Here is a 16,051-nt window from a genome sequence, read left to right as displayed (position 1 = left end):
TTGGGGATTTTCTGAGATTAAATTTTATTCTTCATCCAACTCCACCACACTTTTCACTTCAGATAAACTTGTAATACCAGTAAGTACTTTTATTATTCCATCCTCCTTCATGTCGAGTGTTCCTTGTGCATGAGCAACTCTTTTTATTTCGCGCTCACTCGGATTTTCAGGAATTATTTTCTCTATAGACTCATCAGTCTGAATTGCTTCATATATTCCCATACGCCCCTTGTATCCAGTTTTATTGCATTTGTCGCAACCAACAGCTTTCCATATTTTCAGTGGTTGGTTTGGGTCAATGCTAAATTCTTCTACTTTTTTACCTTCTGTATTTATTCCAGTGAGAATTTTTCTAATTAAAACTTCGTCTTCAGGAGATAGAACATCTTCTGCTTTACAGTTCTGGCAAAGTTTTCTAACAAGACGCTGAGCAATAGAAAGTCTCAGTGCAGACACAAGAATTTTTGGGTTTACCTCTAGGTCTATAAGACGAGGGATCACACCACCTGCATTGTTTGTGTGTAGTGTAGAGAAAACCAAGTGTCCGGTTAGAGCTGATTCTACTGCGATTTTTGCAGTTTCAGAGTCACGAATTTCTCCAACCATTATTACGTCTGGGTCTTGGCGAAGTGCAGAACGGAGTCCTTCTAGAAATGTATAATTTTTTTCAACTTGTGTTTGAGTAATTCCAGCAAGGTGATATTCTATAGGGTCTTCGATTGTAATAACTTTTATTTCTGGAGAGTATATTTTTCGCAGGAATGCATATAGTGTTGTGGTTTTACCAGATCCAGTTGGACCAGTGATAAGTATGAGTCCGTTTGGTTTTGCAATCTCATTTTCCATAAGAGATAGAAGTTTTTTTGGAATTCCAAGCTCATCTAGTTTTACTTGAATTGATTTTGGATCAAGTATACGCATTACAATTGATTCACCATATGCTCCAGGGATAATTGAAACACGCATTGATATCTCAGTCCCATCAGACTGGAATATACTAAAGCGACCGTCTTGAGCAACACTTTTTATTACGAGCTTCAGTCCAGATATAAGTTTTATACGAGAATTTACAAGCTTGTATGTTTCGTGGGGGAATGTAAGTATGTTTTGCAAAACACCGTCTAACCTAAATCTAACTTGGACATTTTGTTCTCCTGGCTCTATATGTATATCAGATGCTTTTATAGCAATAGCCCCACCAAGTATTATCTCAAGCATGTGAGATAGTTTATGGGTTTTGTTGTCAGTCGACGCATCTTCTACTGTTTTTGCAACATCATCTATATTGTGAACTTTATTTGCAATATCTAGCAGGGCTTCTGCTGAAATATCTAATCCACCTGTACGTGACACAGATGCAAAAGATATTTCTCCATATCTAGACCAAGCTTTTTCTAACGATGCAAGCGAAGCCATATATAAAATTGGATTATAATTTTGACTTTTTATATCTTCAATAACTTGAGATAAGTCATCTCTAACAGGGGATCTAACCGCAATGTGTAGATTTTTTCCAAGCACTTTGAATGGCGCAATTTCAACTGCACGAGCAGTTTTTTCAGGAACAATGCGAAGGGCCTCGTTCTCAATAGTTGTTGTAGATAGATCTATATAGGGAATATTGTATTTAGCTGCAGAAAGAATACGAACCAAGTCCTCCTCTTCTTGGTATTTAAGGTCTTCAAGTCGTTTATTTTGCTTATCTTCATCAAATTGAATCATTGTAATAATAATACACCAAAATCGGCAAATAAGAAGAAAAACAAGGGATTTTGGGCTAAAAACAAAGCTTAAAACCCGCTCTTTATTAAACAGACCAAAAGGCGGCAGTGTCCTGTTGTGGGATTGACAATCTGCCTTAAATGTGATAAGATGAAGAAAATATTTCTGAAACGCTAAAATCCGAAAGATATGAAAAAAACATTGTTATTTTTAGTTTTATTGCAAATGACACTTATCCTCTCAGCAGGACAACCTGTACTGAAGAGCGAAATGTGTGGAAAGGTTTCAAACGAGCAGTTTATTACTGCTTTGGATAAAGGAGATCCTGACGGGATTTTCAATCTTCCGGTTGAAACAATTAAAGCAGAATACAAAAAAGTCCTTAATTGGGCGATTGAGTATTATGCTTGGGGATTTGACCCTATTACAACAGACGCTGAACTGTTCGCAGCAATGCGTGTTTGCTCAGTTGAGCCAGTTGTGTTTAGTGAAGGAAGCAGATTGGTTTCGTATGCCGAGAGTGGTGGTATGAAATATTCTGATTTCAGGGCAAATTATACTGACGAAAAAGCTGGGACTTTTAACGGAAAACCACTTTGGAGTGATTGGTGTAAAAACCTTTTGCCCGAAAAGGAATTCTTAAACCATAAACCTTCAACAGGTGTGGTTAAAAAAGAAACAGTAACAGCAAACGCTGGTCAGCCGATAAACATCTATATTGTTGCAGGAAACAACAATGGTAATGGTAATGGTGGTAATGCAACTGCTTTAGCAGTTCAACCTGCTGCAGACAATGCAGTAGACGCTTCAGCGCCTGCGCCGGTTGTTTATCAACCTCCTGCACCACGCTACGAACCCCCTACACCGGTTGTTTATCAGCAACCTCCAGTGGTTTACACCACAGGTCCTACACACCAAACCGATGATTGCCCGGAATGCAAAAAAGCATCTCCATGGGGCTATGTTTTGGCTGCAGGGGCTGGTGTTGCTGCAGGCTATCTTATCAATCAATGGATTGGTGGCGGATCTTCATCTGGTGGGACTTACTACGGTGGTCCTACTGGTGGTCCGGTTGATATCAATGGTGGAAACCCCATTGGTCCAGGTGGCCCTGTAGATATTACTGGTGGTCCGGTTGATGTAGGTGGTGGATTCCCTGATTAATTTGCAGTAATGTTTTTGTACGACCTGACAGTCAGGTCGTACTACTTTTTTAGTTCTTGATTTTGGTTTATGCTAGAATCGAGGCCTAAAACATGTAGTTGAGCAGTTTAATATAGATCTCCTATCAAAAATCCTCCCGAATATGGGTGGAAGGGAATCTTATTGACTTTTAAGCTAAAATGTTATATAATACCTATTATTAGTTGTCGTATTAAGAGATTATTAAGAGATTAAAAAACAAATTTATGAAAAACTTTATTAAAAAAATCGCATACACATTTTCTTTTCTAGCCTTTTTAGGTCTAGGATTTGCAGCACTTCCTACAGAGGCAGCTGCTTTTGTGGCATTCAACAATGACCCACAAGACTATGCTACTTTCCGTGGCATGAACGTTTCAGACTATCCAAACGGTACGAATTGGATATCTACTACTGTTAGTGCAGATGCAGGTGAGACAATATCTTTTGATATTTATTACCACAACACTGGCAATACAACAGCAAACAATGTGAAATTGAAAGTATCTCCAGAATCTACTGGAACAGGTACTTCACATACATTTACTGGTAGTATCTCTGCCGATGGATACGGAGGTCTTTCAGACTCTGTTAGTGTTTCACTTTCAAGTTCACAATCTCTAACATACATCGACAACTCTGCTACTTGGTTTCCAAACCAAACAACTACTGGTTCTGCGATCAGTGACTCCTCACTATTTTCTAGTGGAATAAACATTGGTTCAGTTGCACCAGGATGGTCTAGTCAAGGTCACCTACGTGTTCAATTCAAAGTTAGTGGAAACACTGATGACGGAGATGCACAATGTGATGACAATGAAGACAACGACGGAGATGGATATACAGACATGGATGATCCAAGTTGTGACAGTATCTACGATGATTCAGAATCTCCATATGATGGAGGTGATGATGCAAGTGCACCAAATACAACTACACTATCAGCAGTTGATGTAGATGAAGATTCTGCAGTATTGCGTGGTGAGGCTGATGCAAACGGAGACAGTATAGATAACTGTTGGTTTGAATGGGGCACAAATGATGCAGTTGGCGACCTAGACAATACAGAAGATGCATCATGTTCAATCGGCGACGATGATACAGAAGAATTTTCTGAAAATCTTACAGGTCTAAGTGATGGTGAAGATTATTACTACCGCGCGTGTGCTGAAAATGCTGAAGGTACAGATTGTGGATCTATTCTACATTTTGAAACAAGCACAGAAGACACAGGATCTGACCAAGAACCAAGTGTTACTACTCTTTCAGAAGACAACGTGGATGAAGACTCTGCAACGCTTCGAGGTGAAGTAGATGCAAATGATGATTCAGTTGATTCATGTTGGTTTGAATGGGGTACAAATGATGCAATCGACGACCTGGATGAAACTGAAAATGTATCTTGTTCAATATCAAGTGATGATACAGAAGAATTTTCTGAGACTATCACTGGTTTGGATGAAGATGAAGACTATTACTATCGCGCATGTGCTGAAAGTGATCTAGGAGAAGATTGTGGATCTATCATGAGTTTCACTACAGATAGTGACGACAATGATAATCCAGATATTGATTATTCAAACGTAACAGTTTCTACTGTTAGTGCTACATCTATCACACAGACATCTGCAACACTTTCTGGATTCGTTTACAACACATCAAACGATAATCCTACAGGATGGTTTGAATATGGACCAACAACTTACATGGGTCTATACTCATCACAGCAATTACTTGGTACTAATTCAACACTCTCATACTTCAATACTGCTACAGGCTTAGTTGCTAATACAACTTATTATTACAGAGCTGTAGTTCGTGCAGATGATGGAACATTGAAGTACGGACAAGTATTAACATTCCGAACACTCTCATACTCAGTTCCAGTAGTTCCAGTTGTTATCAACACAGGTACAACTATCTCTACAGGTACAGGTAATGGAGACATTATGCTTACTATCGACTCTCGATATGAAAACGTTTATATGGGAGACATAGTAGACTACACACTTATCTACAAAAATATAAGTGGAAAGACACTTCAAAACGCAACACTTCGTGTTCTGTTCCCACAAAATATTAACTTTAGAAATTCTTCAATAGGTGATTACTCACTTGCTGACCACGCCCTAACAATACAACTCGGTACACTTATTCCAAATCAGACCGGTACGTTCTACATTCAAGGGGTTGTCGCAAACAGTGCGCGCCTAGGTGAGTTGCTCGTTACAACTGCAAGTCTAGTTTATACTGACCCGAAAGGCGCTCAGCAAGAAGCTATTGCATACGAGATGAATCGTGTTTCTACAAGTAGAAATCCGCTTCTAGGTTTGGCATTCTTCTCAGGTCTTGGATTCTTCCCGAATACATTACTTGGATGGTTGCTGTTAATACTTGTTATATTTGCACTAGTTTATCTAGCACGCAGAGTATATACACGTAGACCAACTCCAAACTTCAACTAAAGAAGTAAATAAACAAAACCCACTCCTAGAGAGTGGGTTTTGTTTATGCTAGAATCCGTCTTATGAAAAGAGTATTTGAGATTGATGAAATAAAAGAAGTTGCTGACGAGCTTTTAGATATAGTAAAACAAAGCGCTAAAAATAATTCCGCGACACTTGTAGCGCTTTCAGGAGAGCTTGGTGCAGGTAAGACCACACTTACACAGGCATTTGCACGCGGAATTGGTATCAAAGAAGATGTTCTATCGCCAACATTTGTTTTGATGCGAATATACAAAATTGATGATAAAAAACTCGGTAAGATTTTTGAGCATTTGATACACATTGACGCCTATAGAATAGAAGATGAAAAAGAGCTGTTAACTCTTGGCTGGCAGGAAATATTAAAAAATGATAAAAACTTAATTTTGATTGAGTGGCCAGAGAAGGTAAGTGGAATAATTCCCGAAAGTGCTATTCATGTAAAAATCTTACACAAAGGAGAAAGAATTAGAGAAATAGAAATCTCAAAACAATAAGTATTTTAATGATATAATTGGCTTACAAATGCCAAAAAAGACTGATAAATCAACTCGAAGTAAGCTTATTTTGCTTGATACACACGCGATTGTTCACCGTGCCTATCATGCCCTCCCAGACTTCGCTTCGTCCAAGGGTGAGCCTACAGGAGCTATATACGGCCTCCTGACTATGCTTTTCAAGATCATTACTGATCTGAAGCCTGATTATATAGTTGCTTGCTATGACCTACCACAAAAGACCTTCCGCCACGAAGCATATGACAATTACAAGGCTGGTCGCGCAAAAACAGACGACGCTCTAGTCGCGCAATTAAAAAGTTCTAGAAAAATATTTGAAGCACTTTCGATTCCTATGTACGATGCTCCTGGGTTTGAAGCGGACGACATGCTTGGAACAATAACCGAGACTCTTAAAAAAGAAAAAAAAATAGACATCGTGATCGCATCAGGAGATATGGATACACTGCAACTTGTGGACGACAAGCGCGTGCAAGTATTCACTTTGAAAAAAGGCATAAACGATACGATTCTATACGATGAAGAAAAAGTGTTTGAGCGATTTGGTTTTCGTCCTGAATTTTTACCTGATTACAAAGGTCTGCGCGGTGATCCATCGGACAATATTATTGGAATAAAAGGCATAGGTGAAAAAACTGCTGAAATATTGATTCAGAAATTTGGAACACTTGAAAAAATGTACAAAGACCTTAAAAAAGATTCAGATGTATTAAAAAATGCAGGTCTTTCGGATAGAATTTCTAATCTAATAAAAGAAGGTGAAGAAGAAGCAATTTTTTCTAAAACTCTTGCAACAATAAGAAGAGATGCTCCGATTAAATTTGAATTGCCTGAGAAAAAATTTATTGAATCAATCGATGTAGATTTAGTTGAAAATACACTTCGCGAATTTGAATTTAAGTCTTTAACTACCAGGGCTCGATCAGTGCTTGGTTATGCAGATAGTGCTACTTTTAAAAATGAACCACTTTTTTCAGAAGATATTCCCGCGAACGAAGAAGTAAATTTGCGTATAGCGTATTGGTTGTTGAATTCTGAAATTGCCGATGCACCAAAAGAAGATATCCTGTCATTTGGAGGAGCAAAAAATTTACAAGAAGCCAAGAAAAATATTTTGGACAGAATCGAAAAAGAAGGACTTTCATATGTTTATGAAAATATTGAATTGCCGATCGTACCTATAATAAAAGAAATGGAAGATACAGGGGTTATGGTAAACACTCTTTATTTAAAAGATCTTTCAGACAAATACCATACTGAATTGAAAAAACATGAGAAGAAAATATGGGAATATGCAGGCAGGGAATTCAATATAAATTCTCCAAAACAATTAGGTGAAATACTTTTTGATGAAATGAAGCTGATCCCGGAAACAGGTAGGATGAAAAAAACCGCAGGTGGTGCTCGGTCTACCCGCGAGAGTGAACTAGAAAAATTGCGCGGGGTCAGTCCGATAATAGATGAAATATTTTTTTATAGAGAGTTACAAAAACTACTTTCTACGTACATAGACACGATTCCATCTCTTGTTTCAGAGGACGGACGACTGCACGCAAAGTTTAAACAGGCAGGTACAACCACAGGAAGATTCTCTTCACAGGATCCAAATTTACAAAATATTCCAACAAAAACTGAGCTCGGTAAAAATATAAGAAACGCTTTTGTTGCGAAAGATGGATATGAACTTGTTTCTTTCGATTACTCACAAATAGAACTACGCCTAGCAGCACTTATGTCTGGTGATGAGTATTTGCGCAATGTGTTTGTAGAAAATAGAGATGTACATTCTGCTGTTGCGATGAGAGTCTTTGGAGTTCAGGAATCAGAAGTAACATCAGAAATGCGCAGACGAGCAAAGGTAATAAACTTCGGTATTTTGTATGGCATGGGCGTACTTGCCTTGAAAGAAAATCTTGGAACAGATAGAGCAGAAGCTCAAAAGTTTTATGACAATTATTTTGCAGAGTTTCCTAGTATACAAGGCTACCTAGACTCTGTTATTTTAGAAGCAAAGCAAAAAGGTTATACAGAAACACTTTTTGGTCGCAGAAGATATTTTCCTGGTTTGAAATCTAAGATTCCTTTTATAAGAGCAATGGCAGAACGTATGGCTATAAATGCTCCTATTCAAGGGACTGCTGCAGATATAATAAAAATTGCTATTAAGAATTCTCATGATGCACTCGAAAAAAATGGCCTTATAAACGAAGCCCGACTCATACTTCAGGTTCATGACGAGTTGATGTACGAAGTAAAAAAAGAAAAAATAGAAGAAGTTAAGAAAATAGTTATAGAAGCTATGAAAAATGTGATACCTGATGAATTTCTGAAAGATAAAAAATCTGTTCCATTGGACGTGCATATATCTGTAGGAAAAAATTGGGGAGAGATGAAATAATCAAAAAGACTTCACAAAATTACCACCCGTGCTACACTTTTTTTATGAATAAAAATATAGTCCCAAAAACAGTTCATGAAATATTAGCCCATTCCTACCTAACATACTTTACAGCGTTGGTTTTAGGTCTTTTTTTGGACTATTTATACCCACTTAGAGTTATGTCTTCTACATTGGTTTCTATAGGCCCTCTACTATTAATACTTGCTACGGTTCTAATATTCTGGTCTCAAAAGACTTCTGATAGAACAAAAAAACACAGACTCGACCCAGAAAACTTAACCGCAAAAGAATTTCGCAAGGGGCCATATGTGTATCTCAGAAGTCCTACTCATATGGGGCTTGCGCTCCTTGTTTTAGGTTTTGGTTTTCTTTCAAATTCTGTAATCATTGTGTGTACTGCAATGGTAACTTTCTTGGTGACAAGATATATATTCGTAGTTCAAGAAGAAAAAATTCTTGAAAAAAAGTATGGTAAGGCATACGAAGATTATAAAAAAATAGTGAAATTCTAGTATGCTACATGTTTTTTATGGTAATGATATAGAAAAACGCACAAAAGCACTTGAGCGTTTTTTAGAAAAGTTGAAAAAAGATCAATTTGATATTGAGTACTTTTCAGATAGTGACATATCTCCACAGTCTCTATCTTCTATAATTTATTGCTCTAACTTATTTGGCAGCAAAACAGCCTTGGTTTTAAAACACTCGATAGACAATGAAGAAAAAAGTGTTTTTGTTTTGGAAAAGATTTCTGAAATGTCTGATTCAGAAAATTTGTTTATCATAGTGGAAACTGATTTAAAAAAACCAGTTTTAAAAGACCTGGAGCATGCAAATGCAGAAATAGAATTTTTTAAAACAGAAAAGAAAGTCGCAGAAAAACCAGTTATATTTTCTTTTACAGATAGTTTTGGTTCTAGAGATAAGAAAAATGCTTGGATTATATTTAGAAAAATGCGAGATGACAATGTTTCTGCAGAGGAGATAATACCTGCTCTTTTTTGGGCCATTAAAAATGCTTTGATTGTTTATAAACAACAACAAAACAAACTAAGTCCTGAAAGTACAAAATTATCACCATTTGTCCATAAAAAAGCGCTCTCTATGACAAATAAATTTTCTGACATAGAACTATCTTATTTCCTAGAATCACTCAATCATATATATCACGAGGCTAGAAGTGGGAATAGGGATTTAGATAAAGATTTGGAACTATTTATATTAAAGGCTTTGGCATAAAAACCCGCAAGGGTTTTTGTTTTTTTTGTAACCCATATCATGTATGTGGTTATACAGACTTTAGTTTCTGGAAAACTTTTATTTTATCCATCACTTTTAAAAAGCACGCATAAAATCCTGCTGGATTTTTGCTCTGCTCGGCTACCCGCCTGCGTAAGGCTATTTAAGAACTCAAAATCCTTTGGGCCCTCGCCTTGGCTTATATTATAAAAAGTTAAAATACCCTTTGGGGATTTTAAAGGTATTTAAAAAAGACAATAAAAAAAGGGCCTCGTGTATGGCGCGTAAAGTTTACGCAACATGCATGAGACCCTTTCTCCTATCCTAAAGAACAGAAAAACTGAGAACCGGTACGGATAATAATAATTTCCGTACATAATGAACTGTTTCGATATTTTTTTGCTATCCCTTAAATATTTATCCCTAAATGGGAAATCTTGGGTGCAATTTTTTATGTGCTTCCTATATATTATACACAACTAAAAAGTCTTTTGTTTAGTATCTGTGGATAAGTCAGAATCACTCTGTCTTTTAAGCATAAAATACACACCCAGTAGACCAACAAATAGAAACATTGCCATTAGTGGAATAGTTGAAAATCCAAATGTAAATACGAATCTTTGAGTGCATGATACAGCAGCAGGGCAAGGGATCGGATTGAAGTTCGTGTATGTAATAATCACATGATATAGAGAAAATGCACCTCCAATTGTAGTTAGTGCCAAATTAATTTGAGCTACTAAAAACTTTGGATACTTTTTTATCATAGCAAGTCCGAATAAAACAACCTGAGGGTATATAAATATCCTTTGGTACCAACATAGTACACAAGGAGGGTATTTGTATATATCAGAATATATTAGGCTCATAATAACCGCACCAAGTGTAATCAAAAAGCCAATTAAATAAGCTTTTTTTGAAACAAAAGCACTAAATTGTGTTTTCTTGTTTGAAAAAGATAGAAAAATAGCGGTTATACCAAAAATCCCTATAAGCATAGACCCGATGGTCGCTATTATGTTGAATGTTTCTATAGACATATTTAATTTGGTGCTACACAACCAGTTTTATCTGCGAGTGTAGATAGAGGTATTTCCCCAGTAAGTCTTGATCCATCCAAGAATTCCCAAGTAGGGTATCCTTCTATTTGATTATCTGTACATATTTGGAGCTGACCCTTACCGTCTGGAGTAGAACATTCAATATAAGGGAGTAGTTTTGAAGCAGATCTTCCAAACATTTGTTTTTGTTTTTGACAATGAGGACACCAAAATGTACCGTAAAACTTTGCGCCATTGTCTTTTAGGCATTGCGCCAAGGCCTCTTGTGGAGTAGGGATTTTTACAGAATCTTTTGATCTTATAAAAAAGCTTGTAAATCCTAGTATTAAAATACCAAGTACCACTGCGATGATTATTTTTGTTTTTGGTTTCATGTATTATTTGTAACATATTTGATTGGTTTTAAAAAGAAAAATATTTGCCGAAAAGCTATAAATATGTTATTTTCAATAAGTTAAATCCTCCCGTAGCTCAGTCGGTAGAGCAGCTCCCTTTTAAGGAGAGGGTCGTAGGTTCGATTCCTACCGGGAGGACAAAATGAGCGAAGCGAGGCTTTGTCCTCCCGAGCAAGCAAACTGCTTTGCTTGCGTGTAGGAATCGAAAAGCTTTTCAGGCTTCAATTTTATTGGAGTGAAAAGGTGCACTGTTCCTGTAAGGAAAGATTCCCACTAATTCAAACAAATATGATCATTCTCGAATCATTGAGTTTCAAACAAATAGACTCTTTTACACCAGCCATACAAATAGCACTTATTTGTCTTTTGTTCATACTCACACTAAGTATTCAGAGAAAACAGTATAAAGAAACCGGTTTTACTTGGGAGAAATATCCATGGAGAATTTCTACTTTCCTTTCTAGTGCTTACGAGGAAATAATTTTTAGAGGTATTGTATTGTTCGGATTGATGTACGTACTTCCAGTAGTTTGGTCAGTATTTATATCTTCCATTTTGTTTGGTCTATGGCATTTGAAAAATCATAAGTGGCAATCTAAAAAAGATACTATTCATCAAGTTTTATATACTGGAATAATTTTTGGGCCAATAGCTTGTATGATTACCTTGTGGACAGGAACTATATGGATGGCGGTGATTGTACACTATGCACACAATATATTAATTAATGTTTTTAATAAATATTTTAAAAAATAAAGCTATCTATGAAAAATAAAATCCTAATCCTAGACAATATTCGCAGTGCTGAAAACGTAGGTGCGATTTTCCGTACATGTGATGCAGTAGGAATAGAGGAAATAATACTTTCTGGTACAACCCCAGATCCGATTGATCGCTTTGGAAGACCAAATCCTAAAGTAGCAAAATCTGCTCTCGGTGCAGAGAAAACAATATCTTGGAGACATGCGAATGAGACTCTGGTTGAGGTAGAAAAGCTTAAAAAAGATGGATATCAGATAATCGCGATTGAGCTCGCAGAAAATTCTACTGATTATAAAAAAGTTTCACCCGAAGAAAAGGTGGTTTTCATATTGGGTTCTGAAACAGACGGAATATCAAAAAATATTTTAGATATTTCAGATATCATAGCCGAAATCCCAATGCAGGGTAACAAGGAATCTCTGAATGTTTCTGTTTCAGCTGGAATTGCACTATTTAGAATACTCGGAGTCTAATAGAATTCTAAAGTTCTAAAAATAGAAAACGCTGTGTTTTGAGCACTAGGGTTTAGGTTGTATCCCGAGATGGAGAATTTTTCTAGTGCTGGGGCGCGGTCTATGAACATGCCAGTCGTATTTCCCATGAAGCCTGTTGGTTTTATCATTGTCGCATAGTACGAAGCAACTGTTTCATATGTAAATGTGTGACGATCGTCTGTTGTTGGAACCGGTATTGTTGCATATGGTCCGTATTCAAAAAAGATTGTTGAGCTGCCGTTTGTAAATTCGCCTCTGTATGAATTCCATACACTAGAATCGGATTCATTGAAAGCCCAATCAGTAGGCAGTGCAACAGAGAAGTATTTTGTTGAAACAGACTTCCAGCCAACTGGAGTATTTGGATTTACAGCTGTATTTTCTGGTCCATATATTTCACCTGTGTTGAGTGGAGAAGGTGGTTTTATAAACGGCTTGTCATTTTCTAGATCGTATCTCTCTGGGCCACCACTAATAAACCATGCTAAAAATAGTACTGCTAGTAGGCTCCCAAACCATTTTAGTTCTTTCATTCCATCCATGATTTTTTAATTATACACCTTTTGATGCTTAGGACAGAAGTGTGCACTTCGTCCGCTCGCGACTATGCGGGTTATGTTGCCGCTGCATCCGCGCTTGCCGCATTTCTCATCCTTTTTTCTGTATACATTGTGGTGATGGTGAAACGCACCTTTTTTACCTTCTATATTTCTATAATCACTCGTAGAGTCTCCTCCGAAGTCTATGCCCTTTTTCAATACCTCTCCCATTGCCACATAAAGTTGTTTCATTTGTGGTTTTGGTATTTTGGAGACAACAGAAAGTGGGTGAATACCTGAGAGCCAAAGCATTTCATCTGAATAAATATTACCAATACCTGCGATCACTGCCTGGTCCATTAAAACTTGTTTTATTTTCCCTTTTTGTTTCACACTCAATGTTTCAATAAACTTTTCAAATGTGAAACTTTTTTCGAGTGGTTCCGGGCCTAGTTTCGAGATGTGACTTTTAGTGTGTACATCACTAGTTTCTATCATCTTCACTGTGCCAAATTTTCTAGAGTCGCAAAAAACTAGATGTTTGCCGTTTGAAAGTGAAAAAACTACATGGATGAATTTATTGTATGAATCCGACAAAGCCAAATTCTCCTCACTTTCATCAGGTGACCAAGAATTTTCTTTTTTATCATATTTGTATTTACCGATCATGAGGTGCCCAGTCATTTTCAAGTGGACCAAAATTGTATTTCCACCAGATATATTTATGAGAATATTTTTTGCTCGACGTTCTGCTGAAATAAATTTTTGCCCTACGACTTTTTTCTTGAATTCATTGAAATATGGGAGATATTTTATTGTTCCCACAAAATCTTTTCTTGTTACTTTCATGCGTGGTAAATCACTCCACACATCTGTGATTGTGAGTTTTGGGAGTACTTTTGATAGACCCATGGTTGTGGTCTGTACTTCTGGGAGTTCTGGCATTTTATTTTTTTCCTAAAATCTTGAGGGCTTCTTTTATGCGGGCACTTGTGCCGGATATACTACTGTCGATTTCCTTTAGTGCGTCGCGAGCTTCGTTTTGTGAATACCCAAGTGACTTCAAAGCTTCTACAACATCACTTTCTGCGCGGAGCATTCCTGGGGTATCATTTACATTTACATGTGCGCGAAGTTTATCGCGCAACTCTATCACGATTTTTTCTGCAGTCTTTCGTCCAATACCAGAAACTTTAGTTAGATATGAAGTGTCGCCTGATCCGATGGCTTGTTTCAATGTGTCTATAGTTGTAGCTGAAAGCACGCCGAGAGCAGACTTGGGTCCAATGCCTGACACAGAGAGCAACATCTCAAAGAAGTCGTGTTCTTCTGAGCTTATGAAGCCATATAGATCTAGAGCGTCTTCGCGCACTGACAGGTATGTGTAGAGGGCTATAGACTCCTTCTTGGTGACAATAGACAGGGTTTCTGGAGAACAGTAAATCCTGTAGCCAACTCCAGCTACGTCTAAAATAACCCATTTCTCGCTCGCTTCTATTACCGAACCTTCTAGTCTTGCAATCATTTTCCCAGTATAACTTAAAGATTCATTTTTTAAAAAGAAAGAATAAATTGCCAGAATCATATATTGAACATATACTTTATATTATGGAAAATGGAAGCTATTCATCTTTTGGTCAAAATCAAACAGAAAATCTAGAAAAAAATTTCTCCGAAATCGAGAGTAATCTTTTGCGAATTTACAGCTTACTCAATAACCCCGAAAAAATTGTTTCAGATAAAATATTTGACACGAGACTAGAAATAGAAAAAGCTGTAAACAATATTCACAGCATAGACATAAATAAAATTTTGAGTAACCAGAATCATAGAATGGAAACAATCCGGTATATAAATTCTATCTATACTCAAATACCTACATTTGGATATTCACCCGAGTACGACCAAAACCTAGAAGAGATATACAGACATATCGGGACTATTGTTCATGGTCTACAGGAGGACCTATACAAAAACAGCGATAGGTATGATTTTGATAACATAGATATAAAACTAGACAGAATCGGGAATCCAGTATTGGTAGCAAATGATTTGTTTTCTTTTTTCTCCATGATTGAAAGATATGGTGGAGGTATGGCAAATTATATGGATCTGGCAGAAAAAGCCTTGTTTAATTATAGAGACAATATATCTACCGCCTTCTATCATTATAGTGATGACCCAGGTGGTACAGCATTTTTACTAGTTAGGATGTACCAAAAAGAGGGAGGTGGTGCAAAAGAAAAGATAGATGCTTTTTTAGAAGAAGAAATAAAAAAGAGTAATTATATAACTTTTGAAAATATATTAAGACGTGAGAGCAGGACATCTGTTGAGAAAAAGGTGTTTGAATTACTTAACAATCTTTTTGAAAAAGAATTCGGTATTACCAAGAAAGGTTTTGCAGAAGGTCTAAACTATCAATACGGAAGTATAAGAGAAAATTTAGACGAGATGAGCCTGGTTGAGAATGTGTATCCTGGTGGAGTAAAAGAATTGAATGAAAAATACAATATCCATGAATTTAGAAGATATTCATATGACATGCTCGTATCTCAGTTGGATCATCAAGAAGACCAAGCCCCTTATGGTTTGGTAATATTTCCACGCTCTGACTACAATGGAGCCTTTAATCATATTGGGAACAGTTTGTATAATGTCTTTTTGGACACTAAAAACAAACATCTAATGAGAATATATGAAGCTTCTAGTAAATATGATGTGGCTAGAATATTTTTGGAATGTGATAAAAAATATGGCGAGCAAAACAAAGTTTCGTATCTAATCTTGGGAGGGCATGGTCAGAGAGAATTGCTCAATCTCGGTAGCCATATTGCGCCACATGTAGGAAAGTCAGATAAAAATTATATTTTCAAACATGATTTTTTAGGCAAAGGAGTTAAAAAAGTAGAGAAGTTTTTTGTAGAAAAACCTACGATTGCTCTGATATCTTGCTCTACTGGAGCAGACAAGGGGCTAATCGATAACTTTTCAAGAACTTACAATGCCGAAGTTGTGGCACCTAAAATTCCTACTAGTGTAAAAGATATGAAAGCAAGGTATGACAAAACAGGCCAAGTTCATCTTGATATCGAATGGACAGATGAAAATGCAAATAGTCTATATGTGTCAGGAGAAAACAAGAATTGAGCACTCTTTACAAAAATTCATTTTTTGCTATAGTATTAGCACAAGAAAAGTGTTGTGTCTCGATGCTCTCTTGTTCAAAAGTATAATTAATTTCAATCTAAA

At 36.7% G+C, this 16,051-nt stretch carries 15 protein-coding genes and 1 tRNA gene; 10 read left to right on the top strand and 6 right to left on the bottom strand.

Annotated features, from left to right (window positions below):
• Nucleotides 1–24: 24 nt before the first annotated feature.
• Nucleotides 25–1,722 carry a type II/IV secretion system protein gene (locus IPJ63_01420; GenBank protein QQR76905.1) on the bottom strand — a complete coding sequence of 566 codons (1,698 nt, stop codon included), beginning with the start codon at nucleotides 1,720–1,722 and terminating at the stop codon, nucleotides 25–27.
• Between the two features lie 189 nt (nucleotides 1,723–1,911).
• On the opposite strand from IPJ63_01420, the gene IPJ63_01415 reads away from it, so the two are divergent.
• From IPJ63_01415 to IPJ63_01390, 6 genes are all read left to right on the top strand, one after another.
• On the top strand, nucleotides 1,912–2,886 hold the full coding sequence (locus tag IPJ63_01415) for a hypothetical protein (GenBank protein QQR76904.1): 975 nt from the start codon (nucleotides 1,912–1,914) through the stop codon (nucleotides 2,884–2,886).
• Nucleotides 2,887–3,131: 245 nt separating this feature from the next.
• Nucleotides 3,132–5,369 carry a hypothetical protein gene (locus tag IPJ63_01410; protein QQR76903.1) on the top strand — a complete coding sequence of 746 codons (2,238 nt, stop codon included), beginning with the start codon at nucleotides 3,132–3,134 and terminating at the stop codon, nucleotides 5,367–5,369.
• Between the two features lie 62 nt (nucleotides 5,370–5,431).
• Nucleotides 5,432–5,887 (top strand): tRNA (adenosine(37)-N6)-threonylcarbamoyltransferase complex ATPase subunit type 1 TsaE, encoded by a 456-nt coding sequence (tsaE, locus tag IPJ63_01405; GenBank protein QQR76902.1) that lies wholly within the window; start codon nucleotides 5,432–5,434, stop codon nucleotides 5,885–5,887.
• A 28-nt stretch (nucleotides 5,888–5,915) separates the two neighbouring features.
• A complete protein-coding gene (locus tag IPJ63_01400; protein ID QQR76901.1) occupies nucleotides 5,916–8,306 on the top strand; it encodes a hypothetical protein in 2,391 nt (796 codons plus the stop codon).
• Between the two features lie 44 nt (nucleotides 8,307–8,350).
• Entirely contained in the window at nucleotides 8,351–8,821 is a 471-nt protein-coding gene (locus IPJ63_01395; protein QQR76900.1) for a hypothetical protein, read from the top strand.
• A gap of 1 nt (nucleotide 8,822) precedes the next feature.
• On the top strand, nucleotides 8,823–9,548 hold the full coding sequence (locus IPJ63_01390) for a hypothetical protein (GenBank protein QQR76899.1): 726 nt from the start codon (nucleotides 8,823–8,825) through the stop codon (nucleotides 9,546–9,548).
• A 479-nt stretch (nucleotides 9,549–10,027) separates the two neighbouring features.
• On the opposite strand, the gene IPJ63_01385 is transcribed toward IPJ63_01390, so the two are convergent.
• Both IPJ63_01385 and IPJ63_01380 read right to left on the bottom strand, forming a co-directional pair.
• The gene (locus IPJ63_01385) at nucleotides 10,028–10,588 is read right to left on the bottom strand and encodes a disulfide bond formation protein B (protein QQR76898.1); all 561 of its coding nucleotides are present in this window, start codon (nucleotides 10,586–10,588) and stop codon (nucleotides 10,028–10,030) included.
• A gap of 2 nt (nucleotides 10,589–10,590) precedes the next feature.
• Nucleotides 10,591–10,983: a hypothetical protein gene (locus IPJ63_01380; GenBank protein ID QQR76897.1), complete on the bottom strand. Its 393-nt coding sequence runs from the start codon at nucleotides 10,981–10,983 to the stop codon at nucleotides 10,591–10,593.
• An 86-nt stretch (nucleotides 10,984–11,069) separates the two neighbouring features.
• Here IPJ63_01380 and IPJ63_01375 point away from each other — a divergent pair.
• From IPJ63_01375 to IPJ63_01365, 3 genes are all read left to right on the top strand, one after another.
• Nucleotides 11,070–11,142: transfer RNA gene (locus IPJ63_01375), tRNA-Lys, on the top strand.
• A 150-nt stretch (nucleotides 11,143–11,292) separates the two neighbouring features.
• A complete protein-coding gene (locus IPJ63_01370) occupies nucleotides 11,293–11,760 on the top strand; it encodes a CPBP family intramembrane metalloprotease (GenBank protein ID QQR76896.1) in 468 nt (155 codons plus the stop codon).
• An 8-nt stretch (nucleotides 11,761–11,768) separates the two neighbouring features.
• Nucleotides 11,769–12,239 carry a TrmH family RNA methyltransferase gene (locus tag IPJ63_01365; protein ID QQR76895.1) on the top strand — a complete coding sequence of 157 codons (471 nt, stop codon included), beginning with the start codon at nucleotides 11,769–11,771 and terminating at the stop codon, nucleotides 12,237–12,239.
• On the opposite strand, the gene IPJ63_01360 is transcribed toward IPJ63_01365, so the two are convergent.
• Genes IPJ63_01360 through ruvA form a run of 3 tightly spaced genes read right to left on the bottom strand, consistent with a single transcriptional unit; the run spans nucleotide 12,236 to nucleotide 14,384 of the window.
• Entirely contained in the window at nucleotides 12,236–12,802 is a 567-nt protein-coding gene (locus tag IPJ63_01360; GenBank protein ID QQR76894.1) for a hypothetical protein, read from the bottom strand. The genes IPJ63_01365 and IPJ63_01360 overlap by 4 nt on opposite strands.
• A gap of 6 nt (nucleotides 12,803–12,808) precedes the next feature.
• Nucleotides 12,809–13,744: a bifunctional DNA-formamidopyrimidine glycosylase/DNA-(apurinic or apyrimidinic site) lyase gene (mutM, locus tag IPJ63_01355; protein QQR76893.1), complete on the bottom strand. Its 936-nt coding sequence runs from the start codon at nucleotides 13,742–13,744 to the stop codon at nucleotides 12,809–12,811.
• 1 nt (nucleotide 13,745) lies between these two features.
• Nucleotides 13,746–14,384 (bottom strand): Holliday junction branch migration protein RuvA, encoded by a 639-nt coding sequence (gene ruvA / locus IPJ63_01350; protein ID QQR76892.1) that lies wholly within the window; start codon nucleotides 14,382–14,384, stop codon nucleotides 13,746–13,748.
• A 23-nt stretch (nucleotides 14,385–14,407) separates the two neighbouring features.
• Here ruvA and IPJ63_01345 point away from each other — a divergent pair, with 23 nt between their 5' ends.
• Nucleotides 14,408–15,949: a hypothetical protein gene (locus IPJ63_01345; protein ID QQR76891.1), complete on the top strand. Its 1,542-nt coding sequence runs from the start codon at nucleotides 14,408–14,410 to the stop codon at nucleotides 15,947–15,949.
• The last annotated feature ends 102 nt before the right edge of the window (nucleotides 15,950–16,051 follow it).

The organism is Candidatus Nomurabacteria bacterium (assembly GCA_016699365.1).
Lineage (GTDB): Bacteria > Patescibacteriota > Minisyncoccia > Phycocordibacterales > UBA9973 > CAZLWF01.
Note: the sequence above shows the minus strand (reverse complement) of the source record. Positions and strands in the feature narration are given on the sequence as shown.

Bases quoted from the DNA above. Each gene is read 5' to 3' on its own strand.
- IPJ63_01420 (QQR76905.1), bottom strand. From the start codon at position 1,722: ATGATTCAATTTGATGAAGATAAGCAAAATAAACGACTTGAAGACCTT.
- IPJ63_01415 (QQR76904.1), top strand. From the start codon at position 1,912: ATGAAAAAAACATTGTTATTTTTAGTTTTATTGCAAATGACACTTATC.
- IPJ63_01410 (QQR76903.1), top strand. From the start codon at position 3,132: ATGAAAAACTTTATTAAAAAAATCGCATACACATTTTCTTTTCTAGCC.
- tsaE (QQR76902.1), top strand. From the start codon at position 5,432: ATGAAAAGAGTATTTGAGATTGATGAAATAAAAGAAGTTGCTGACGAG.
- IPJ63_01400 (QQR76901.1), top strand. From the start codon at position 5,916: ATGCCAAAAAAGACTGATAAATCAACTCGAAGTAAGCTTATTTTGCTT.
- IPJ63_01395 (QQR76900.1), top strand. From the start codon at position 8,351: ATGAATAAAAATATAGTCCCAAAAACAGTTCATGAAATATTAGCCCAT.
- IPJ63_01390 (QQR76899.1), top strand. From the start codon at position 8,823: ATGCTACATGTTTTTTATGGTAATGATATAGAAAAACGCACAAAAGCA.
- IPJ63_01385 (QQR76898.1), bottom strand. From the start codon at position 10,588: ATGTCTATAGAAACATTCAACATAATAGCGACCATCGGGTCTATGCTT.
- IPJ63_01380 (QQR76897.1), bottom strand. From the start codon at position 10,983: ATGAAACCAAAAACAAAAATAATCATCGCAGTGGTACTTGGTATTTTA.
- IPJ63_01370 (QQR76896.1), top strand. From the start codon at position 11,293: ATGATCATTCTCGAATCATTGAGTTTCAAACAAATAGACTCTTTTACA.
- IPJ63_01365 (QQR76895.1), top strand. From the start codon at position 11,769: ATGAAAAATAAAATCCTAATCCTAGACAATATTCGCAGTGCTGAAAAC.
- IPJ63_01360 (QQR76894.1), bottom strand. From the start codon at position 12,802: ATGGATGGAATGAAAGAACTAAAATGGTTTGGGAGCCTACTAGCAGTA.
- mutM (QQR76893.1), bottom strand. From the start codon at position 13,744: ATGCCAGAACTCCCAGAAGTACAGACCACAACCATGGGTCTATCAAAA.
- ruvA (QQR76892.1), bottom strand. From the start codon at position 14,384: ATGATTCTGGCAATTTATTCTTTCTTTTTAAAAAATGAATCTTTAAGT.
- IPJ63_01345 (QQR76891.1), top strand. From the start codon at position 14,408: ATGGAAAATGGAAGCTATTCATCTTTTGGTCAAAATCAAACAGAAAAT.